Annotated in this window: 14 protein-coding genes; 3 read left to right on the top strand and 11 right to left on the bottom strand. The window is 42.4% G+C overall.

Annotated features, from left to right (window positions below; translation table 11 throughout):
• Nucleotides 1-2: 2 nt before the first annotated feature.
• The 3 genes from C727_RS0115970 to C727_RS0115960 all read right to left on the bottom strand — a co-directional run bounded on the left by C727_RS0115970 (nt 3) and on the right by C727_RS0115960 (nt 4,089).
• Complete coding sequence (locus C727_RS0115970) at nt 3-2,063, bottom strand: Sip1-related alpha-galactosidase (RefSeq protein ID WP_017446661.1); 2,061 nt, start codon at nt 2,061-2,063, stop codon at nt 3-5.
• Between the two features lie 165 nt (nt 2,064-2,228).
• Nucleotides 2,229-3,533 (bottom strand): hemolysin family protein, encoded by a 1,305-nt coding sequence (locus C727_RS0115965; protein WP_017446660.1) that lies wholly within the window; start codon nt 3,531-3,533, stop codon nt 2,229-2,231.
• An 85-nt stretch (nt 3,534-3,618) separates the two neighbouring features.
• Nucleotides 3,619-4,089, bottom strand: a complete 471-nt coding sequence (locus tag C727_RS0115960) for a peptide-methionine (S)-S-oxide reductase (protein WP_026052757.1) — start codon at nt 4,087-4,089, stop codon at nt 3,619-3,621.
• 92 nt (nt 4,090-4,181) lie between these two features.
• Here C727_RS0115960 and C727_RS0115955 point away from each other — a divergent pair, with 92 nt between their 5' ends.
• Both C727_RS0115955 and C727_RS0115950 read left to right on the top strand, forming a co-directional pair.
• Nucleotides 4,182-6,035, top strand: a complete 1,854-nt coding sequence (locus C727_RS0115955; protein WP_017446658.1) for a TonB-dependent receptor plug domain-containing protein — start codon at nt 4,182-4,184, stop codon at nt 6,033-6,035.
• Nucleotides 6,036-6,039: 4 nt separating this feature from the next.
• A complete protein-coding gene (locus tag C727_RS0115950; protein WP_017446657.1) occupies nt 6,040-6,909 on the top strand; it encodes an EamA family transporter in 870 nt (289 codons plus the stop codon).
• 56 nt (nt 6,910-6,965) lie between these two features.
• Here C727_RS0115950 and C727_RS0115945 read toward each other — a convergent pair whose 3' ends face one another.
• The 8 genes from C727_RS0115945 to C727_RS0115910 form a co-directional block, all read right to left on the bottom strand.
• The gene (locus tag C727_RS0115945) at nt 6,966-7,970 is read right to left on the bottom strand and encodes an ABC transporter ATP-binding protein (RefSeq protein ID WP_017446656.1); all 1,005 of its coding nucleotides are present in this window, start codon (nt 7,968-7,970) and stop codon (nt 6,966-6,968) included.
• Nucleotides 7,970-9,490 (bottom strand): ABC transporter permease, encoded by a 1,521-nt coding sequence (locus C727_RS0115940; protein WP_017446655.1) that lies wholly within the window; start codon nt 9,488-9,490, stop codon nt 7,970-7,972. The genes C727_RS0115945 and C727_RS0115940 overlap by 1 nt, the downstream gene beginning before the upstream one ends.
• Nucleotides 9,487-10,524, bottom strand: coding sequence for a type 2 periplasmic-binding domain-containing protein (locus tag C727_RS0115935; RefSeq protein ID WP_017446654.1), 1,038 nt, complete (start codon nt 10,522-10,524; stop codon nt 9,487-9,489). Before C727_RS0115935 ends, C727_RS0115940 begins: the two co-directional genes overlap by 4 nt.
• 9 nt (nt 10,525-10,533) lie before the next feature.
• Nucleotides 10,534-11,346: a hypothetical protein gene (locus tag C727_RS0115930; RefSeq protein WP_017446653.1), complete on the bottom strand. Its 813-nt coding sequence runs from the start codon at nt 11,344-11,346 to the stop codon at nt 10,534-10,536.
• A 222-nt stretch (nt 11,347-11,568) separates the two neighbouring features.
• Nucleotides 11,569-12,588 carry a hypothetical protein gene (locus tag C727_RS0115925; RefSeq protein WP_017446652.1) on the bottom strand — a complete coding sequence of 340 codons (1,020 nt, stop codon included), beginning with the start codon at nt 12,586-12,588 and terminating at the stop codon, nt 11,569-11,571.
• Between the two features lie 261 nt (nt 12,589-12,849).
• Entirely contained in the window at nt 12,850-17,166 is a 4,317-nt protein-coding gene (locus tag C727_RS0115920) for an alpha-1,6-glucosidase domain-containing protein (RefSeq protein WP_017446651.1), read from the bottom strand.
• A gap of 33 nt (nt 17,167-17,199) precedes the next feature.
• Nucleotides 17,200-20,073 carry a TonB-dependent receptor gene (locus C727_RS0115915; protein ID WP_017446650.1) on the bottom strand — a complete coding sequence of 958 codons (2,874 nt, stop codon included), beginning with the start codon at nt 20,071-20,073 and terminating at the stop codon, nt 17,200-17,202.
• Between the two features lie 199 nt (nt 20,074-20,272).
• On the bottom strand, nt 20,273-21,046 hold the full coding sequence (locus C727_RS0115910) for an IclR family transcriptional regulator (protein WP_017446649.1): 774 nt from the start codon (nt 21,044-21,046) through the stop codon (nt 20,273-20,275).
• 234 nt (nt 21,047-21,280) lie between these two features.
• On the opposite strand from C727_RS0115910, the gene C727_RS0115905 reads away from it, so the two are divergent.
• A complete protein-coding gene (locus C727_RS0115905) occupies nt 21,281-24,097 on the top strand; it encodes a TonB-dependent receptor (RefSeq protein ID WP_017446648.1) in 2,817 nt (938 codons plus the stop codon).
• Nucleotides 24,098-24,118: the final 21 nt, after the last annotated feature.

Raw genomic sequence — 24,118 nt, 5'->3', positions numbered from 1 at the left:
CCTTATCTTGTGATCGTCAATAATTGACGACCAGGTCGAATATCCAGTTCTGCCTGATATAAACCACCACCTAGGGAGGTAAATTTAGCGTCGTTCATGATTGGCGTTCCAGACTCGCTCCAAACTAATAAAGGACCCGACTCTTCTAAATAAAAAGTGATTCTCTTTTGTGTTATCTCGTTTATCGAGACGGCTGCGCCAGGCAAATATTTATCACTACGGCCAATGACCGCCCAACCTTTGTTTTTAGGATAAAGGAAAAACAACTTAGCGCTAAAATTATCAATCTGAGTGCTATGAACTGAAGCTAACCCAGAAACTGATTTTGATTGTGGGTCATACACTAATAAGCCCTCATCAGGCAGTGACCAAGGTCCATTATTAGGTTTTAATAATTCACCTGCATACGGGTAATCTTTAGCACTAAATTGGCTCGATAAGGTTTTCCCGCTTTCGGCAAAGTTAAATAACGCTATCGCAGCAACGTTATTATTCATAGGCGCTATCACCCTAAACACATTATCGTCACGGAATGGATGAATAAAAAAGCTTTCTGGTAATAAGGTTGCAGGCGCTGAGGTTCTTAATAACTTACCGTCTTCATAAGCAAATGGAATCAGCACATCAGATTTAACTTTTGATGGCTCATCGGAGATATAAACTGGCCCACCTGAAATCGCACGTGCAATCGCCATTGGCTGAACATCCCTTTTGTCATGAGTATGAAACATATCTAAATCCCCCCAAACCGTTTGATTCATCCACAAATGGTTGGCAAAACTTTGATAGGTATTTGATTTATTTTTGTTTTTATCTTTTTGATTATAATCCGGGCTAGAGCGGGTTAACGCGCTATATTTGGTTTGCAAAGAATTGATATTCGGTTGAGCAATACAGTTTAATAACGGTACATTCATTTTATGTGTTGCATTTTCAAGTGCTTCATTATTTTGCCGCATAGCACCCACTGGATCTAACGAGCCTTTATATAAGTCAAACGTATGAGTGTGAAAATCAACTTTTATAAAATCAAAACCATTGTTTTTGGTATCCGCGATCATTTTATCGTAAAAGGCTTTTGCCCCTTCTGCGGTACCATCTGGTAATACAGTGTTTGCTCGTTTAACTGGAGTTAAATAGGGTTTTAAGTCCTGCATTGTGTGCTCTGGTGAAACCCCATTCATATAACCGCCAAAATTACGCCAAATACCCACCCACTTTATGGTTTCGGATTTTTTTAAATCCATTATAGGTTGCCAACCGTTTGGAAATTTCTTTTTATCAACCCCAAAACTTAATAACTGGCCACGTTTTTGGTCTAAATATCCGTCATCCACCATCACCCAGCGAAAAGGTGCATCACTTTTTTCTAACGTTTTAAATGCATCGGTTATCACGGTTTGCGAAATTTTCGTTTTATAATGCTCCCATGAACACCAACCTAAATAACCATAGGGCTCTTGCGGGTAGTTTTTAAATTCTCGTGGTTCAGCAGCCACATATCCAGACGCAAAAACTTGTTGCCAAACAGCCTCAGTCGCCGCATATGGAGAATCACCATACGCCCAAATGAGTAACGGAATCTTACCTGACACGGCTTGGCTGCCGAAGTTACCGGTTTTAATTATCACCTTATTCTGTTCAATAAAAAACTGACCATACACCTTATCCGAGGTCATAGGTAACACCGCCAAATAACGCCCATCAAGCAACTCCAGCAACATGAATTGGCCTTGCTGCACATTAATATGAGCGTCTCGGGTCTGCGACGGTTGGTAATTAACTAGCTCACGGATGTTATTAAACGCCACTGCTTCGACTCGGTTGCCTCTAGCGATAAAACCGCGCCCCTCTCGAGTAAAAGGGCGGTAATAGACGCCCTGTTTGAAGTCAGGTAAATCAATCTCCTGACTCAACACCATACCCTCTTGGTTTGGTATTGTGGTAGGCAAATTCACTTCAATCAATTGCCGTTTTGCGTCAGTGATCTTTATCGCCGCCAACACGGGCTTAAACGCGGTTAAAAAAAACGAAAAGGCGATCACTACATACAGCTTTATCATATCCAGGTCCCTGTAAAAATTATTAAAAATTGCTCTAATATATAAACAGGTTCAATTATCGTATCCGCATAAAATTTTTTAACGAACGGGCGAGTGACCCACCGTATTTAGTTTTTTAAAATCTGGTTTCGCCAAACCGTTACATTGATTTAAATTAATCTTCATTCATCGCTCGCTTTTACCTATCACTTCTATTTCTTTGATTGAAAAACCTTCTACTGAACGGACGACAAACTTAAAACCCTCTATTTCAAGTGTGTCCCCCCGATGAGGAAAGTGTTTAAAATGGTGGATCACAAACCCTGCGAGGGTTTCAATGGCTTCAACCGACTCAAACTCGTATTTAATAACAGTTTGCTGAAAATCTTTTAACGCCATATCTCCTTGGACAAACCAATGATACACATCCTTTTGGGCAAACATTTGCTCAATACCCTGGCTATCTTTTAATGCAATCAAATTTAAAATTTGCTCCAAAGTAACCATGCCCAGCACAGTGGAAAACTCGTTGATAACCAATGCACATTGAACATTTTTAGTTTTAAGCATGGTAAACGCATCCGCGACCGTCATTGTCTCTAACAAAACAAGGGGTGATTTGAAAGGTGCTGAACTTTGATCTAACAGTGGACGCCCTGCGAGCAAATTATCTAACAGTTGTTTGGTTTCAACGTACGCGGTGACCTTGTCTAACGAACCGTCATCTAATAAAAATAGGCTAGCCTGACTATTTTGGATAAGTTCAGTTTGATCAGCTTGGGTTTGTTGTGAATTTAAGCATATTAAAGTGTCTCTGTTATGCATCACTTGAGTGATACAGGTCTGGTTTAAATCTAAAATATTTCCAATTAAATGTTGTTCCTGCTGACATAACTCCCCCTGCTCGGCACTTTGTTCTATGACCGCAGCAACATCATTTCTTGTCACTTGTTCGTCTCTCTGCGTTGGCAGATGAAAAAGCTTAATGATTAAGTCTGCTGATAAATTAAAAAACCAGATCACAGGTTTAAACAGCCACACACTGGCTAGCATGATATGAATAAAACGTATCGCGACAGTCTCAGGGATCACCATAGCAATACGCTTAGGCAAAAGGTCAGCAAACAATACAAATAGCCCAGTAATTAATAAAAAAGAACACACTGAGGCTATTTGAGCAAGCAACACAGTATATTCCTGTATATCATGCGATATACCAGTTATGATCCAACTCAAAAACTGAAAAATATAAGGCGTAAAAGCAGACTCCCCGACCATACCTGCAACAATGGCGAGGGCATTTAATACCACCTGAACTGCTGCAAAAAACTGATGAGCGCTGGCTTGCAAGTTTAAAACCTTAACCGCTCTAAGATCGCCTAACTCAACTAAAGACTGTAATTTAACTTTGCGAGCTGCCGCTAATGATATTTCACAAAGTGCAAAAACTGCGCTAAACCCAATAAGAAGTACAACCCAAACCAAGTCCACAGAAGTATTCCAAAATCGGTGAATTAAAAATGCTGTATACGCCTGTTTAATCGCTTTAGCAAACAGTTTTTATGGCCAAACAGGGTTATTTGAATTTGTTCAACAAGGCTTGCGGAATGTGGCAATAGTCGTTTGGAAAACGAGTCAGCCTGTCCTGATGTTCATCATCACTTTTAACATAATTTTTCAGCGGCATAACCTCGACCTTAATGCGCGGAGCATCTTTTTGCACATTAATAAAATCTCTAGCTATCGCCAAATGATCTGGATCTTGGCTGTAGATACCCGTGCGGTACTTAGGCCCAATATCTTCACCTTGCTGGTTTAAACTGTAAGGATCGATAATTTCAAAAAAATAACTAAGCAGCTGATAAAGCGACACTTGCTCTGTTGTAAAAGTCACTTTTACACATTCGGCATAACCATCGTAAGGCCCTTTAGTGGTGTTCGTTTTGCCATTCGCTCGACCAGCTTCGGTACTAATCACACCTGGCAAGTGTTTCATAAATTCTTGTACCCCCCATAAGCAGCCACCTGCAAAATAGAGGGTTTGTATTTTATTAGTCATGCAATTTTTTCGATTTAAGATACAATAGCGCGCAAAATTAGGTCACTTTACAGATAAATCACGTAAAAGAGAATATTAGAATGACAAGAGCTTTGCCTTTTATTTTGCCTGCGCTTGGTTATATGATACCGAGTTTTTATTTAGCAGCCGCAACCACCAGTGACAAAAAAATTGAAAGTATCACAGTAGAAGCATCAGCGACCGCCAACCAAACCCCTGTAGGAACCTTTGATGCCCCCGTATCTAACTTAGAATATGATCCTAGAGTTGACCTTCAGTCAAGAAACATGGCAGAAGCGCAAGCAGATGTCACCATACGCGGTGGTATTTTTGAAAATACCGGTTTTAGTGTGGGTAGTGCAACTTTATTAGATCCTCAAACCGGACATTATGTCTCTGAGCTACCCATTGCACCTAGCATGTTAACCTCTGCACAGATATTCACTGGCGCAGACAATGCCTTGTTTGGCGTTAACAGTTCAGTGGGTACAGTCGCTTTTGGTTGGACTAAAATAAGAGACGGCGGCCAATTGTCGTTAGGTGCAGGTAACAATGGGTTTAATTTGCAAAGCGTACAAGCTGGCACCTTATTTGAGTTGAAAAACGACAATGACTGGCAAATGGGTTTGCAGGGCGAAGTATCCCATTCGCAAAGCGATGGCTCAATCGAATTTGGCGATCACGATTTTAAAAGAGCAGCGGGTCGAGTTCAGTTATTAGGTCAAAACAGTCAAACCGACCTCTTTGTTGGTGTGCAAGAAAAGTTTTTTGGCTGGCCGAACATGTACACCCCTTTTAATGTAAATGAGACTGAAGATCTAAAAACGCATCTGCTGATGCTGAACCACCAGCAAACTTATACAGACGATAGCCATTTTGAGATCTCTGCCTATTATCGTAAACATAAAGATCATTATGTTTTTTCGCGCGAAAACCCAGCTGTATTTGAATCATTCCACGAAACCCAAGTCACCTCGATTGCAGTATCTGGTCACCATTCTATTGATTCGCAGGTTGCGATTAATTATGCCGGTCAAATTATCGCTGACAGCATTGAGTCAACTTCATTGGAGAATAACTTTACCTCGCGCAATTATTTAAAACTCAGCGTTTTACCTGAATATAAAATTCAGTTAGCTCAGTTAGAACAAGTTAAAGTCAGATTAGGCGCAGCCTTTAACGATACCAACAGAGACGCATCTGAATTCTCAATCCTTGGCGACGTACAGTGGCGCACCCAGAATCGTGATGGCACAGCACATACTTGGTATTTATCCTATGCTGAAGCCAGCCAAGTAGCCGGGTATACAGCCATTGGCGGAAGCGACACAGGTGGTTTGTTTCGAAGTAACTACGAACTGGGTCGTGAAAGCAGCCAAAATATTGAACTCGGTTTCACGTTAGAAAGCTTAAACTGGTTGTTAAACAGTGCCGTTTTTTTTCGTAAAGACGATAATTTAACGGATTGGACCTTTAATTTTGAATCTACCTCAGCGCGGTTTGCAAACCCAGTAGATATTGATACTTCAGGCCTCGAACTACTGGCACAAAAGCGCTTTGAACATGCCGATATCATTGCCAGTTATACCTATCTGCACAAATCCGAAGACTATGGCAGCGAAGAGATTGACGCAAGCTTTTATGCACTCAACTACCCAGATCATCGGGTTACACTGGGTGTGATTTGGCAACCAATCGAACAAGTTGAAGTAAAATTAGACAACGAGTGGCGCCAACAAACTGAAAATGCTCTCCGCAGTGGTCCTGACACAGCATTTTTTACCCATGTCAGTATCAACTACCATGTTGCACAAGTCAGCGGTTTATACTTTACGTTAGCTGGTGACAATATTTGGGACGAAGCCTTCCAGGAAGTTCCAGGCACACCAGGCCGTGGAGAACAATATACTGCCAGTTTGACGTATCAGTGGTAACAAAATGCAATATTTAGCGCTAACTACAATAATTTGGGCCTTTTCTTTTGGCATCATCGGCAGCACTTTAAAAGGCTTAGACCTTTTGCAAGTGGCTGATACGCGTTTGTGGTTAGCCTTTTTAGTGTTTTTACCTTGGCAAAAATTTGCGCCGACCAGCGCTTTAGAAAAAGTACAATTAATCATATTAGGTGCAGTGCAGTTTGGCCTAATGTATACCTGCTACCTAAGTGCATTTAACTATATCCCGTCACACTTGGTTGCGCTGTTTAGCATTATGACGCCCATCTACGTGGTGATCATCAATAACCTTAAACATCGCCAATGGTCTGCGTGGCCCTTGTTAGCTGCATTATTGTCAGTTGCAGGCGCTGCCGTTATCAAAACACAAAGTTTAGGGGCGGATAACCTATGGCGCGGCTTTTTATTAATGCAAATCGCCAATTTGGCATTTGCATTGGGTCAAGTTTGGTATCGAGATTGGAAGCTTGCCCGCCCTCATCTTAAAGATGTTAACTTATTTGCCTATTTATACTTAGGGGCAGCCATTATGACATCGATAGCGACTTTGTTAATAAGTGAACGTTCGCCAATACCTCTTGAGGCCAATCTAAACCAATGGCTAGCTATGGTTTATTTAGGTATTGTCGCATCGGGTTTAGGTTTCTTTTTTTGGAATAAAGGCGCAACCAAAACTTCGGTCGCCATGTTAGCCACTTTTAACAATGCGGTTGTGCCGCTTGCAATGTTTGCATCACTTTTTATTTTTGGAGAAGCCAACAATAGCACACCCGAACAACTAACTCGTTTAGCTGTGGGCGCAGCCCTGATTGCCAGTGCACTCGCTATTGCTAAATATAAACAGGCTAATTGAGTTGGCAAAGAGAGTGCCACCTCAATAGCCCACCCATCCTGAAGGCAGCTTATCCTTTAAACAAACACGGCCAGTGGGTGAGTCGTAGCCACAACAACCGCCACTCGCTCACCTATTTTAATTGAGTTTTCGTGGCTGCTACGTACTTTAACTTGCACGCCTCCATCGAGTGTCACTGCGTACAAGCGAGATTCACCTTCAAAGCGCTGCCAATCAACTTGCCCGTTACCACCCGAGCTCACGGCCTGCAAAGATAAATCATCGGGACGAATTAACAGATCACACTGGGCTAAATCGGCTTGCGCACGCACGGGGGCAGATCCCAGCTCGGTTTGGGCACAATTTCCCACAATCTTGGCTGGTAAAAATGACGCTTCGCCCAAAAACCTTGCCACAAAACGGCTGGCCGGTTGGTCAAAACAGATCTCAGGTGAGGCCAGTTGTTCTAGGCGGCCTTTGTTTAAAATGCCGACTCTGTCACCGACAGATAAAGCTTCGTCTTGATCATGCGTCACCCAAATTGCGGGAACTTTAGCTTCTTTGAGTGCTTGTCGGATTTCCCAGCGCAAACTGTCTTTAAGCGCTGCATCTAAATTAGACAGCGGTTCGTCCAACAGGACAAACGAGGGTTCGTGCGCCAGCGTACGAGCCAGTGCAACCCGCTGCTTTTGGCCACCCGATAAACGACCCGGCTTGGCGTCTCTAAATGCATCTAAACCTAATAAGTTAATCCAGTGGTCGGCTAGTTTATTATCTTTAAGTTTAAAACAAACGTTTTCCTGTACGGTCAAATGTGGAAACAGCGCAAAGTCTTGAAACACCATGCCCACATTACGTTTTTCCGGCGCAACCGTTTTTTTCGCGGTTGCTGTCCATCCCGGTAAACTGATTTCGCCGTCAGAAATGGGGATCAAACCCGCCAACGCTTGTAAAATGGTTGTTTTTCCGCACCCTGTTGGGCCAACAAGCATTAGAATTTCGTCATCATCGAGCGCTAAATTTAATCGATCAACAACTTTTGTTTGCCCATAGCTAACGGTTAAATTTGTTACTTTTAGCATTATTGCTTGTTGTCCTCTGTTACGGAAAATTCGGCACGTCGCTCGCCGCTAAGCATTAATATAAGGCCTAAACCCGAAATTAAAACCAACATCAAACCAGGTAGTGCTGCGCGTCCAAAATAACCCGCTTCGTAAACCCGCCACAAATAAGTAGCTAAAGTTTCAAACCCTGTTGGACCTAACATCAAAGTCGCTGGCAACTCCCGCATGGCTTCTAAAAAAACCAATGCCGCGCCCGCTATCATTCCCCTTAGGGTTAACGGCAAAGTGACTCTCATAAATGCTTCACGCGGGGACGCCCCCAATACACGGGCAGCTTTAACTAAACTGGCATCAAGGTTTTCTGTGGTGGTTCGGATACTACCCACTGCTAACGGCAAAAACCGAAGGACATAAGCAATCACAAGCAATGTCAGTGTTTGATATAAAAAAGGCAACTGTAAACCTAAATACACCAAAGCTGTGCCCATAACTATGCCAGGCACACCAAAACCAAAATAGGTTACCCTTTCCATCAACCGCCCAGCTTTACCGGCAATTGCCGCATAAGCCACTGGCATAGCTGCAACAATAGCCACCAATGCCGCAATAAAAGAAGCGTATGCAGAATTCCACGCAAACGACCACTCAAACCCACTACTGCCCTCTCGTAACAGCCAAATCATAAATATGACTAATGGCAATACCACAGAAATCACAAAAGGTATCAGCCCGGCGAGTACCATTAAGGCAGATTGCCAGTGCGCCGGCCAAAAATTAAGGTGTTTACCAGGCCTTTCTCTGGTCGCTTTAACTTGAGACTCTAAATATAAAACCAGTACAACAACGAGCATAAGCTGTAAAGAAAGCATAGCTGCCTGACTGAGTCCAAAGGCGTTATATTCAACAAAAATTACCCGTGTGAAAGTATCTAACCCCAAAATAGCGGGTGTGCCAAAATCTGACAAGGCATACAGCGCAGCCAGCAAAGCGCCAGCCGCCACACTATTAAAAAGTCTTGGCAGGACAATACGCCAAATACTTTGCGTTAAAGATAAACCCAATGTTCGCGCGGCATTAATAAGACTTGCATCCTGACTGAGCAACGCTGCTCGGGTTGTCATCATGACAAATGGATAAGTATACAAAGACATGACCAAAGCCGTGCCCCATAAACCACTGACTGGCGGTGGGCTAAAGCCTAGCAGGTTTTCTATTTCACCGCCCCGGCCAAATGAAAAATATAAAGTAAAAGCCCCCACATAACTGGGCAGCGCGAGCGGGGATGCAAATAAAATCAACCACAACCGCTGCAGTGGTAACTTTACATACGCAGTAAAAAATGCAAGTGGCACACCGATTAACACTGAACCTAAAACGGTTAACCCCATCAGGGCTAGGGTGTTGCCTAATACGGTTAAGTTGCGTGAATCAAAAAAGTCGGCGCTGTCTGACGCAAGTTGAAAAAGCACCACCACAGGTAACAGCGCCAGCAGCGCAATGAGCAATGCCAGCGGGTAAGATTTAGGCAGATTTGTCACAGTACGCCAACTTTTCTCATCAGGTTAAGGGTTGGCCGAAAATCTGCTAACTTGCGCAGATCCATTTGTGGGGGTGAGATACTGGCTAATGGGACCAATCCAGCCGGCGGAGCAACCCCGTTAACGAGCGGAATTTCGTAAGCTTCACTCGACAAATAAGACTGAACTTGCTCAGTTAATAAATAGCGAATAAAGTTGCTGGCTAGGTCACCTTCCGTTAGAGCAACTATACCACTGCAATTGACTAAACACCCGGCATCGTTTTTAGTAAATGCCAAATCTAGGTTAGCATCTGGTTTACCCGCTTTTAGTCTCAGCGTGTAATAATGATTAGCAAACCCTAAATCTACTTCGCCACGCTCAACGCCCATTACCACCCCTAATTCGCCAGCATAAGATTTTGCGTGACGACTTACCCCTTTTAACCAGTCGGCCGTGGCTTTTTCACCTTCTAAGATGCGCATCGCGGTGACAAACGACTGAAATGACGCGTAAGCAGGTGCCCAGCCTATTTGCAATTTGCTATCGGCCAGTGCCATAACATCATCTGGGATCTCATTTAAACTGACTCGATTCGGGTTATAAGGAAGTGTTCTGATACGTCCAGTGACAGGTGACCAACCCGGATATTGAAAACCCGGTTTAAGTTGTTTTGACAAGTCGGCGGGCAATGCTTTAGCTAGGCCTGCATCTGTGATCATGCCTACAGATCCGGTATCTACCGCCCAAAATAAGTCAGCCCGTTTAACGCCTGCTTTTGCTTCTGCAATCAGCATATTGGCTAGCGCAGCGGTGGCGCCGCGGCGAATTTTTAAATTAAGTTGAGGGTTGCGCTGTTTAATTGCCTCAAGTACGTTTTCGTACAAGCCCCCTTCACCACGCCCCAAATATAAGGTTAAATCGCCTTTTAATTTTGGCAAAGATTCTACTGAAATGGCCGTTGAAACCGCCGCATACGCGGCACTAAACGAACCCGGAAGGCTAGCGACTACGCCAGCAGCCGTTAACCCTTGGATAAACCTTCTGCGATGCATAAAAAGTCCTTAAAAAACGGATTTTCTGCTAGCCTCTGCATCGGCCAGCAATTTTTTGGCGCGGTTTAACTTTTGTTTCATAGAGGCAACAACCTGGCGTACCTGGTCGACACTTTGTTTACCTTGCAGCGCTTGTGGTAAAGTCACGTTAAAATCTTTTTCAAGATCTTCCACTAAGTTGGCGTCTTGCTCAATTAAAGCACCTTCGATGCCCTCAAAACGTTGCAAATAAGTGTCATGAACTAAAGTGACGGCAACTTCGGTTAACTGCTCTGCGTATTTAGCAACCACACGATCTAGACGAGTTTGAATGTCTTCTATCACTTCTGGCGCTGTTGTTGGTTCAACCTCTGTGGTTTGAATGTTTTTAATTAAACCGCGCTGCTGATACTGGGCTGCAAGTTTAACCGCTCCTAATGCCTGCCACAAGGCTTGATTGAGCTTGTCCTGCTCACGACGAACAATATCAATCGAGGCACCTTTATCTATATTTTGTTTTACGCCGTAAATACCTTGCCAAATACTGGCATAAATAGGCACATACTGAGTTTCAATGGCAGAATGAAAATCAACTTCTTCCCAAAACTCGATTAGTTGATCAGAATCGGTCGCTTTTTTACCACCCTGCTCGTATTTATCAACAACAGAATTAAAGTTTTTAACTAACCAATGCACTTCTTCTGTATATTCTTTTAAATGATCCTGCATGTGATTAACATGATCGCCAATCGCACCATTCGCTAACGCAGTTTGACTGAATAAAACTGAGCTTAACGTCAGCGATAAAAATAATGCAGAGGGGATTAATTTGAATGATTTCATAACAAGCTCGTATTGATGGGAGAATGTGCGAATGATACTTATTCCTATCTTAAAAGTAAACCTTCTGTCATATTTGTTTAATAAAACAAAACTTCTTGGACAAATAAACTTGCATAAGTTGTTCACTCACTGATTCTAGCAGCCTCATAGCCATCACCAATGGTGAATTTTTAATACGCATTCATTCTATAGCAACTACAGATACATAATAAGTCGATGAGGCTATTTCAAATTCGATTTAACGGCCCGGTTAGCACTCGAAAAGTCGACGCTAATCCACTGGGAAAAATAAATTATGCCCATAAGACAAAAATAAGCGACACACGTCTGAACAGTCGTAAAAGTACCTCTCACACCAAGGTAATAGCATATGAATAATACGATATTTGAAAATAATAGATAGTAAAGCACATTCTGCCCAACTGAATTAAGATAGAGCTTTATCCACCTAGGGCATTTGTCTGTGATGAATATGGATAGGCCTAAATAAATATATGCTAATGAGGAAGAAGCAATAAGCCAAATAGCATCCGGAGGGAATCGATCAACACTAATTTCAGCAAATGTAAGCATGCTAAATATCAACACCAAAACAATAGCAGCAGACAAAGAAATGATACTATATTTATGTTGGGAATGAGCTATCCAAGCGCCAATTACAAATATTGGTGAGTATAAAACAATGGGAAAGTAAGAAAACTCAGAACCACCTAACAAAAGCCCTATCCATGGATCATAAATAAATGTTTGAGGCAGAAATTGTGCAAATACTAATATTGCAAGTGAAAAAACACACACTCGTCTAATGTCAGCAACTAAAAGCCTTAACAAAGGCGCAAAAATACAAGATGCAACCGTAATTAAAGCAAATGCAATAAGAAATTCGGAGTAACCAGGAATATCTCTGAGTCCCACAATTTTCATAATCCCCTCTAAGTCAAGGCTTTGACCTGAGACGAAATACCGAAACGCAATACCAGATAAAACAAACGCAAAATAGCATTTTACAACAGTAGAGCTAACCTTTTTCCATGGAATACTTTGCTTAGATAGGTAAGCGATCCAACAAGCAAAACCAAAACAACCTAAAAAGCCAGAAAAAGAGACAAGGTTAGTGTAGGTAGAAACAGCTTGGAGAATTGGATTGTAGCTACCATCGAGAAACTGAATCGTGTGAGCGAAAACCATGCCGAGGGTGAGCATCCCTTTTAAAACATCAATTTTGTTATCTCTAGGACTCAAACTAAAATTCCTTTATATTTGTATTATCTCAATACACTCGTTAGAAGCCTGTAACAGATTCTGTGTAACAGCCATTTAGTTAATGTACCTTTCGAGACCTCCCCCGAATTCAATAATAAGCTGACTCATCGCTTTGTGCCAGTTTTCTATTTAGCAACACAGTTATCATCTCATTTTGGCATTTGCCGTTCATCTAATAATAAAAAAAATCCGATGACTTGTGATCATCGGATTTTTATCTGTCTAATTAACCTAAGTTAGTTAAAGCGCTGTTACCGTTAGGCTAGGCTGAGTTGCATCTGGCCCTGTTACGGTAAAGCGATACATGCCTGCGGCTGGTATGTCTATGCTGAAATTGTCCTGACTGCCAGCTGACATTTGTGCAGACTCGCCTAATGTTAAGCTTGCCTCGTCGGCTGAAGTCGCACCCAAATTAATCCCTTGGCCACCCCAGTCAGCATCCGCTACTTTAAAGCTATAACTACGTGCTTCTAATTCAACATCAATCGAGTAGCTACCATCATTATTATAAGACAGCGCATCTGTGTCACCCCAGCCATTCATCTCTCCACGCAACAAGGCAGTGGTGTCTGCAAAAAAGTTTTGTTTAAAGACTTTTAGCTTAGGCTCAAGGTTGCTCATATCTAAGATAAAGATCACTTCAGTCGTTTCGGTTAGTGTAAGTGATAAATTATCTTGGCTACCTGCGGTTAGGTATTCAACGGTAGCCAGTTCAACACTGGCTTCATCGGCTGACTCAGCGCCAAAGTTGACTCCTTGACCACCCCAATCGGCATCAGCCACTTTAAAATTGTAAGTATCCGCATCTAAAGTCATGCTTGCAGTGTACACTCGGCCACCTTGGTAAACCATAGGGTTATCTGTGCTCCAGCTGTTCATATCGCCGCGCAAATAAACGTCAACACCAACAAAGGGTTCTTCATTAACAATGGTGGCTAAAGGTGCGTCTTTATTTGAAGCATCTAACGTAAAGATAAAGGTGCCATCACGCTCTGGGGTAAAACTTAAGTTACCAGGGTTGCCACCAGACACTAAGGTTTCTGTCATACCTGCGGTCAGTGCTAAACTGCCCCCTTCGGTTGTGCCTATATTAATTGCATCCCAAGGATCTGAACCAAATTTAAAGTTATACGTGGTTGCCGCCATTAACTCGGCTCGTACCTCGTACTTTCCGCCACCTATGTAATTTAATGGCATTTCAGTGCTCCAGCCGTTCATATCACCACGCAAATACACCTTGGTATCACCATAAGGCACAACATCAGGCGCACCTTGAGTGGCATCCGCTGACAAACCAGCACCTTGAGTATCTGCTTGATTTTTAACAAAAACAGCAGTGGTCAGTGGGGGCACTGTAAAGCTGCCTTCGGCGTCGCCCTCAACAAAGGTGGCACCTTGTACGTCTAGGTCATAAGAATTTTGCAAAATTGGATGCAATTCAAAACCTGCCGCAGTCGGTACGGTTTGAGTCTGGCTTTCATCAGTGGCATTAATCATAACAAGAATAGCGTCATACTTAGGATCTAAGTCGGCAAGACCTAAACCATCGTCAATACTCATGACAATCACACCTTGTTGCTGCCGCTCACCAATATTATGAAAACCAACTCGGTTAATAATGTCATTGGCGGTGGTTAACCGGAATAAAGGGCTATCCTGACGGATCCTTAAAAACTCTTCGAACACAGCTTGACTATGCATCAACTCATTGACGCCTGCGGCATCCACTGCGACTGACAGTTTGAGAATTTCAGGCCATTTTTCTTCATTTTTTTCTGCGACAGGTAAACCTATGTTCCAGTTATGAGTCTGGCCCGATAAGTCAATTCGGTTAAACCAGTCTCCCGAATTATAACTGTCTCTGTCCATTGATTTAGAACGAAGCAGATCGACCCCTAGTTGGAAAAACGGAATACCTTGACTCAATAACGGGATGGCCGCCGCTTGACTATGAGCGCGCACACGCTCGTTCAGCGACATGCTGGCAGGTAAACCATACTGTAATTGGTCCCAAAGAGTTTCATTATCATGTTTAGAAATATAGTTGATGACGTCTGCTGGATCTTTTGCGTAGCTGGCATTGCCATATGAACTGCCTTCGGCCACACCCCCTTGATAGCTCTTTAATAAAAAGTCGCTAATGGTGCCCGCTAAACCTAATCGGATTTGATCTTGCGAATTTAAGCTGCCATCTTCGTTAAACAAAGTACCGCTGCGGATATGGTCTCGCGGTCTGTCGTTAAAAGTACCTACTTCTGAGCCGGCCAAGTTTGGTTGAGTGGCTTGGGTAAATAAGCGATCGTTACGCACATCATCACCAAAGTTCCAACCTTCACCGTAAAAATAGGTATCCGGATCGATTTCGGCCACTAAGTCACGCGCTTCTAAAATGGTTTCAACCGGTAAATGACCCATAATGTCGAAACGGAATGAGTCAAACTTATAATGCTCAGCCCACATCACCAAAGAGTCTTTGATAAACTTATCAAACATTTTATTTTCGGTAGCCGTATTATCACAGCAGCTTGAATTATAAACGGCACCTGTTTCTTCATTGAGTCTGTGGTAATAACCCGGAACAACTTTGTCAAAAACTGAGTTATCCCATAAACCCGAGGCACTGGTGTGGTTGTACACTACATCTAATACCACTCTTAAGCCCATTTCGTGCAAGGCTTTATTCATTTCACGCATTTCTTTTATCCGCGCAACACCATCTGGATCACTGGCATAACTACCTTCTGGCGCGTTGAAATGATGAGGGTCATAACCCCAGTTAAAGCCATCCAAATTTTGGATTTCGGTGATCAACTCTTGCGCATCAATAAACTCATAAAATTTTATATCTTCAAGCACTTGCATCAAAGTTTGATCATTTATACCTTGACCACAAAGTTTACTTTCTGATTTAACTTCACATAACTCAGCCACTGTATTGTTTAAATCAATACGGTCACTTGGGTTTTCTTCAATGGTCGCAATGTCATTTGCTGGCAACATATGAAAATGAGTGACACCGGCACTTTGCAAGCGTTTTAAATACTGTACTGCATTTGAGTCAGTTTCGGTAAAAGCTAGGTATTTTCCTCTGTTTTTCTCACTGACTGTGGTATCTAAAATACTAAAGTCTCTAATGTGACCTTCTAATAAAACCGCATCTTCGATGTTTGTGATCGTTGGAATGCTGTGGCTATCCCAATCAACTGGTTTTAAATCGGCGTCGTCTAAATTAACAAATTGCGAATATTCGCCATTGGTCGACAAACTCACTGAATAGGGATCTGATGTTAATAAGGTTTCGAGTTGTTCGCTCACTGGGTGATAAACCGTCACCTCAAATTGATAAAATTTGCGGTCTAAACCTGAGTCACCTTCATAGCGCCATATACCCGTAGCCTCGTCATAATCCATATCATGAGTCGCAATTTCGCTTTTATCGGCATCATAAACTTTTAAACGTACCTTTTGTGCAGTCGGCGCCCAAACCGAGCTAATAATAGCGCCGTTATCATAAATAACGCCAAGTTCAGCTTCGTCAGCGTCTTGTTCACCCATGGTATACAGAGCATCCAAAGCTTTAGCTGTTTGCACATAAGAGGCTTTAACTGGTTTACCGTCACTGTTATACGCAACGGCCACCAATTGTGCTTTTAATAATTTTTTGCTTTCGTCAGCCGTTAATGAGGCGCTGTATGCAGGCCAACTTGCAATTGCAGGTAATCTATCTGCTTGCTCTGCGGTTAAGTTGGTCGCACTAAAAGCGACAGTGTCGCCAGACACATTTGAATCATCGTCTACTTGAATGTCTGCTGCCATTGACGAATGTAATTTCACCTCGGCAACGTCCACATCTGTGGTATCCCATACTAAGGTGTACGCATCGACCATATGAGCACTGCGACCTTCAATCGCAAGGGGCCGCTCACCTAAACTAACGACCGGATATTCAAACACTGAGGCTTCTTTACTAAAGGTAAAGTTCATTCTAGCAAAGGTGTCGTCAGCTTGTTTTAGCGGCATTTTAAAGTCAGAACCGCCCATTTCTTTGCCTGCATCGTCGGTGCCAACGTGAATAATAAAGTTACCACAATCGCCGAAACCTTCTTTTAATTGCAGCACCCAATAAGCACCATAATTTGGATCTACGTCTGTATGAACTAAACCATTGTCCCAAGAGGCGGCAATTGCGCTTGGCGCATAGCTGTCGCATGCATCATTATTCCAAGTGTGTAGACGATAGCCTTCGTACTCACCATCGGCTTTATTAAAATAGAGCACAGCTTCATTGTCTTTTGGAAAATAAACCGGATCCGGTGCTGTTGGATCAACCCCAGCCACACAGCTTTCATTTTTTTCGTCTGGCACTGTAGGCACTGGACAAAAAATAGGTTCGGGATCCACACAAGCATCGCCAGCAGCATTTGGAACTTGCGGGTTTTCGCAGCTCAGCAGTACTTGGCCACTTTCAGTATCATTACCTGCGCCACCACAACCGGCCAGTGACAGACTGATCAGGGTCGCCAATGGCAATAAATTAAATGGATGATTAAATTTCATAATAGTTTTCCTGAATAATTGTCACAATTTCGCTTACATTGAATAGTTCACACCAAGATAAAACTGGCGGCCAAAATATTGCAGCGTGCCTGTTTTTTCTTCTATGCCAAAGTAACTGCGCGTAGGTGCATCGGTCAGGTTGTTGGCCTGAAACAACACCGACAACTGTTCGTCAAATTTGTAAGAGGCTTGATAGTCAACCACGGTTTCGCCATCAAAAAATACGGTTTGGGCTTCTACCGCCACTTGATCTGATACAAACTTGTCTCGCGAACGAACACTTAAACGTGTATCAAATCCTTGGTATTCGTAAAATAAAGTGGTGGTACTGACATTTTTTGATAAACCTTCCAATGGAATATTGATGGTCTCTGAGCCCAAAGAAACGTCTTTTTCTATTTCACTTTCGGTATACGAGTAACTAAAACTTAAACCTAAACCATCAAACGGCTGCGGCAACATAGAAAAGACCTGGGTATACGCAAACTCTAAACCACGCACATACCCGCCATTTTGATCATTAAAGGCAACGCTATAATCACCGTTGCGCGTGGCAAAACGGACACCATCGTCGTTTTCTACATACTCAGGCACATTAAAGCCATTGCCAGCAAAGTCATATTCAGGGATGGTGATTGTGGTGATACCCGTTGAATCAATATCCTTCATAAATAAAGCCACCACTAAAGCGCCATCTGTTTCGTTAAAATAGCGCTCGTATGACAAGTCATACTGGGTTGCATAAAAAGGTTTTAAATCTGGGCTATTGGTACTGGTGGCCGAAATCAAACCATCGTCACCTATGGTATAACTGGTGTTAGAAGATAACCTATGAATCGGTGGACGTGACATTACATCAGCAACCGCAAAACGAACTTGGTCTTGATCTGTTAACTGAAAGTTTAAGTTAAGCTGGGGCAGGTAATCTGTATATTCTATGCCTTTGATACCGGGCGCATAATTTTCATTGATGTAACCCGCTTGGTCTTTAATATTTTGCGCACCCAATAAAGGATCGCCACCAACATCTTCTAATGTGGTTGCACTTTGTTTGCTTTTAACTACACGCACACCCAGGTTACCCGTCACTGGAATATCCATTAAATAAGTGTCGATATTGGCCATTAAATAACCGGCCGAAACGGTTTCAAACACAGTGCCGCTTTGCAAAACCGACCAAGCGGTTTCTTTATTTGAACCTTCTAATGGATTGACAACACCTGGCGCACCTGAGCCCCACGTTTGCTGTGGCTGAGGCACACCGTCAGGGAACCAAGCATTCAGCGCTTTATCGATATCAATGGCTAAATAACTTGGAAAATAGTCAAAGTCACCTTTCCAATCAACTACTTCAACCATATCTTCGGTTAATTTAAGTGGTGGCTCAGCACTCGAAAAGCTGTTATCTGCGCCAAATTCATAAACCGATCTGTCATTGCGGTATTCACGATCTGAGTGACGCATACCAAATTCGATTGACGAAAAAATGTCAGATTCTAATAAGTATTTAAAATCTAACCGTACCGCATCTAACTCATCGGTATTGACATAAGGATAAATGCCATATTTAGACACCATCACTTTATCAATATCAATAAACTCATCAGCTTGGTTAAAACCTAAATCTGGCAAGTTCAAACCGTTTAACTGATAATTAATCGAAACATTGCCATCTAACACAGGTGTATCAGCGTTTGCATCTTCGGCCACTAACGCCCATAAAAGACCATTGCGGAAATTGCTGCTCGCATAAGAGTTAGAAATATCTAAATTGGCGGACAATTTATCAGTGATCAACCAATCAAGGTTAAGACCAACACTGCGAACTTTGTCTGAGTCGGTATTATCGTCATTGGTTATCTCAACACGGGTATTGCCATTTGTTGTGCGATTAAAAGTACCGCCAATATAAGAAAAATTACCGTCGCCGTATGGCACTGTGGTTAAATTTGCGGTCGCAGCTGAATTGGCTTCTAATTTTACACGGTAGCCGCGAGCAAATGCTTCGGTATCAAATTTTGACCAAAAACCATCAAATTTTAATTTAACATCGTCATGAGGTTGATACTCTAATACCAACATGTATCCATCGCGCGTCTCTTCACCACCTCGGTGCTGAAGCTCCATGCCTTCGCTAAAATAATACCCTGGGTTATCTGTATCTTCTGCATTGTATTGCAAACCAACAAATTGCTCAGAGACACTGGGCTGATACAAACGCGAGTAGCCGACGGCAACGCCTAACGTATCTTGCAAAAACTTCGCTTGGTATGAGCCACTTAAACGATAGCCATACTCGTTTGCGTCGGCAACTGACGAAGCCCTATCGTTATACATACCGCGCGCGTTTAAATTTATTTTATAGTCTTCACTAATGGCTAAGGGGCTGGCCGTTTTAAGCTCAACCGTACCAGCCACACCGCCTTCAATATGAGAGACTTTAGGCGATTTATACACGGCAGCGGACGAAATCAGTTCAGATGGGTATTGGTCGTACTCTATGCTTCGCTCGCCTTTTGTAGAAACCTGTTCACGCCCATTTAAAGTAGAAAAAACAAAACCACCCGACATACCTCGAATATTGATCTCGGCCGCTTGCCCACCAGTTCTAACCGCAGACACACCCGGCAAACGGGTTAACGCATCAGCCATAGAAACGTCTGGCAGTGCGCCTAAATCATCTGCTGATAACTGTTCAGATACCGTATCAGAAAAACGTTTAGTATTAATCGAGTCGATTAAGCTGCGCCTAAAACCCGTCACTGAAATAACTTCAATGTCACTGTCCTGCTCAGCGATAGCGTCTTGTTCGGTTTGACCATTTGCTTGTTGCGCATAAATAGACCCAGACCAGAGTCCTGCGGTGGCTAGAGCTAATGTAAGCGCTTTTGGTTTAACATGGAACATAAGTTCTCCCCATAGAACATAAATAACGTTTGTTAAATTAATGTTCTTAGAGAATAAACATAAAGTTCACATTTGGGTATGTTTATGCATACGTATTCATCCGATGCATATATTTCACATTTCAATTAATTTATTAAGATTCAATAACTTAAAATTCTATTAAAATTGATTTTCTGAATATGCATACGTATGCATAAAACTAACAACCGAGTTGCTGAGCAATTTTTTGCGCGGTTTTTTTAACTTCTTTTATCATTTTATCTTGCAGAGAGGTGGAGCTAACACGGCTTTTTAAGCTAGAGACTGCCAGTGACGCCACCACCTTACCTTCCGGTTGGCCTATGAGCGCGGCTAAATCACAAACGCCTTCAGTGGTTTGGTTGTCGGCAAGCAAAAAACCGTCTGCTCTAATGTTTTCTAATTGCTGATAAAGGGCTTGTTTTTTTTGTTTGTTTTGACGCTGAAATGATTTTTCACGCTGCAAAATCATCTCTCTAACTTCATCATTGCTATTTGCTAATAACACCAGACCTGAGGTGGTCTGCAATGTTGAAAATACTGAGCCTTCAGCAATGTTTATCGACACAGGCACCTGACTACGGGCTTGAATGATCACCATAGTCTGGCTCTGATACAACATACTTAAATGACAAGACTGGCCAATACGCACCGCTAGATCTTCCATGTGAGGCAATGCTGTTTGTCTAAGACGGTCAATTGGCGAGATCGATCGCGATAGGTTATACAATTTTAAACTTAAGCTAAAACGGCCACTCAATTCGTCACGAATTAAATATCCTCGTGCCTCTAAACCAACCAGTACGCGGTATATTTCGTTGGGTTTACGGCCTAAACCATGTGCAATTTCAGTTTGCGATTTAGGTATTTCTTGCGTTGTTAAATATTCTAAAATATCTAACCCTTTGTCTAATGCGGGAACTGCATATTTATTTTCGGTCGCCTTTTGTGTCACCTAATTTATCCCATTGTTTGTTTTATCAAGATCATATAACACAAATGGCAAAGATAATATTGCATTTACCCAAACGGCCTTGAGACCAAGTTTAGTGGCTCGTTGACCATTCCCAAAAAAGGTTAAAAAATGTCAAGTATTTACTATTTTTAGTTAACAAAGTGTTTTATTTTATTTTTCATTCGGTGTAGGTTTATATATGAGTATAGTTGTTCATATAAAAATGGAGAAAAAATGAAACTTAAGCACTCTATCCTACCGGTCACCCTGGCCGTAATAACAGCATTAAACAGCCACGCCGCCGAAAAAGAACCAGAAGTAATTAAAGTGAGCGGGATCCGCAGTAGTTTAACCGAGTCAATGGACATTAAAAAAAATGCACCTTCCATTCAAGACAGCATAGTGGCCGAAGACATTGGTAAATTCCCCGACCAGAATGTTGCAGAGTCATTACAGCGTATTACTGGTGTTTCTATTTCGCGTACTAATGGCGAAGGCGCAAAAGTCACTGTGCGTGGTTTTGGCCCTAAATTTAATGCGGTAAAAATAAACCACAGAACCATAGCAACCACAGATCGTGGCCGCGAATTTGATTTTCAGGTCTTGCCGTCTGAGTTAATTTCAGGTGCAGATGTCATCAAAGCCTCACGTGCCAATATTGCAGAAGGCAGTTTAGGTGCCTATGTTAACGTGACCACAGCTAAACCATTAAGAACACCTGGTTTACAAGCAGCAGGTTCAGTGCACGTGCGATATAACGATTTAGCCGAAGAATATGATCCTAAATTCAGCGGTATCGTCAGCAATACATTTTTAAATAATACCTTTGGTGTTTTAGTCGGCTTATCACATTTATCTGTGACTAACCGCATTGATAGCGCTGGCAGTAACTTTTGGGAAACTTTTGATGCCGCCAATACCGAGTGGGCACCGGGCCCCATCACAGATACCAACGGAAACGCCATTACCAGCGGTAAAATTTGGTATCCTGGACGCGCTTATTACAGCTCGGATACTGAAGAACGAGAACGTACGAGTTTTAATACCACCTTACAATGGGCGCCAACAGAAGATTTAACCCATACGTTTGACCTACTGTATTCCGACTTTAGCCGCGAAGCGCTAAGCAATGGTATTCAAGTTCCACTGCAATATGCAGGCTGGCAAGATGTTATTGTTTCAGAAAATGGCACTGCGTTAGCCGCCACTAAAGCGGCCAGCCCAATTGATGGTTTATTTAAAGTGGTCGGTGAATCTTCAGATACTTTAGCGGCCGGCTGGAATACAGAGCTTTATGTTGATAATTGGAAATTTAATGTCGATTTAGCTTACTCAAAAGCCGAAGCCACCCCACAAAATAATCAGTTTGTACCACATTTTGTTAACCCAGATGTTGACCAGAGTGTAAAACCTGGTGACCCAGGTTATCAGCCGAATCAAGAACTCGGTTTGATCGAAGGGCAGGACTATATCAAGTTTGACAGCCGTGGCGGCGACATTATTACGATTGACTCAACCGTAGATACCAGTGATCCAGCCGCCATCCGTGCTCACTGGAATGATACTGACTATCGTAACTTAGAAGATGAAGTGATCGAATTTAAATTTGATGCGAGTTATGAAATAGAACATGAATTTTTACGCTCAATCGATATGGGTTTTGCCTATACCGATCGGGAAAAATCCAAACAAGTATTTAATAACCCGTACAACTGCTATAACGAAGATTTACCAGAAGATGAGCAGGTAAATATCTGTGGTACCTCATTAGATTTAGCAGATGACTTTTTTGCCATTAATAGCGACGCGGACTTTTTAGCCGACGAACCCGGTGACTTTCCGCGAGATTTTGTGCTAATCACAGATTTACCTGGTTATATCGAAGCAATTGGCGATCTCCGCAAGGAACCTGATTGGGCGGTTGAGCTACCTAAACCATCTGAATCTGTTCGCAATACAGAAGAAACTTTTGCCGTATACGGGCAAGCGAACTTTGATGGTGAATACGATCACTTTTTATGGTCGGGTAATTTTGGTTTACGCTATGTCTCAACCGAAACTGAATCTTTTGGTTATCGTAAAGAACGCATATCGATTGAGCGAGATTACAGCAATGGCACATCTTCTGACGGCGTTTTATTATCGATTGAATATACTGACCCGCTCGCGATAAATGAAGGCACAGATTATAACGAGCTGTTGCCTAGTGTGAATGTTAATTTAGATTTTGAAAACGGATTTTATTTAAAAGGTGCCGCGGCCAAAGTGATCACCCGGCCTGCCATTGAAGATATAGGTGTTGACCGTGCATACTCTGATGTACGTGCTGGTGATTTTGCACAAACTGGTGGCAATCCTTATTTACAGCCATATAAAGCGACTCAGTTTGATCTATCATTAGAACATTATGATGACTCAGGCAATAGTTATAGTGTTGGTTTATTCCACAAAAAAATTGATTCATTTATCTCACAATCTGTTACCTCAGTGCCGACAGGTGTAACCATTGAAGATTGGGGACCATTAAACGAATTAGTCACCGAAAAAACCAACCGTGATGGCGGCTCTGTGACCGGCGCTGAAATTGCCGGTTTACATTATTTTGATTACCTGCCGGGCTGGATGAGTGGTTTTGGTGTGCAAGCAAACTATACCTATAGTGATAGTGAAGACGATAATATTGATGCGTTTGAACAAGAAAATGTACTCTCTCCGGGCACAGGCGTAGAAGGCTTGTCAAAACACGCCTACAACCTAATTGCGTTTTATGACAAAGATGGTTTTCAAGCCAGAATCGCCTACAACTGGCGCGACAAGTTTTTAAACCTGCGCCAAGGCAATAATGGGGGAAGCTTACCACACCATGTTGATGAATATGGTCAGCTAGATTTTAGTACCTCGTACGATATTGATGAAAATATCACCTTGAGTGCTGAGGCGATAAATCTGACCAATGAAAACATCTTAGAATATGCAGATGTTCGCGAACGTGTTACTTTAGTATCTTATTCGGGTCGCCGCTTGCAAGCGGGTATTACCATTAAGTACTAATTTAACAGGCATCACCCGACG

Source organism: Gayadomonas joobiniege G7, from assembly GCF_000300815.1.
GTDB classification, from domain to species: Bacteria; Pseudomonadota; Gammaproteobacteria; order Enterobacterales; family Alteromonadaceae; genus Catenovulum; species Catenovulum joobiniege.
This window is presented reverse-complemented; position numbering and strand designations above follow the sequence as displayed.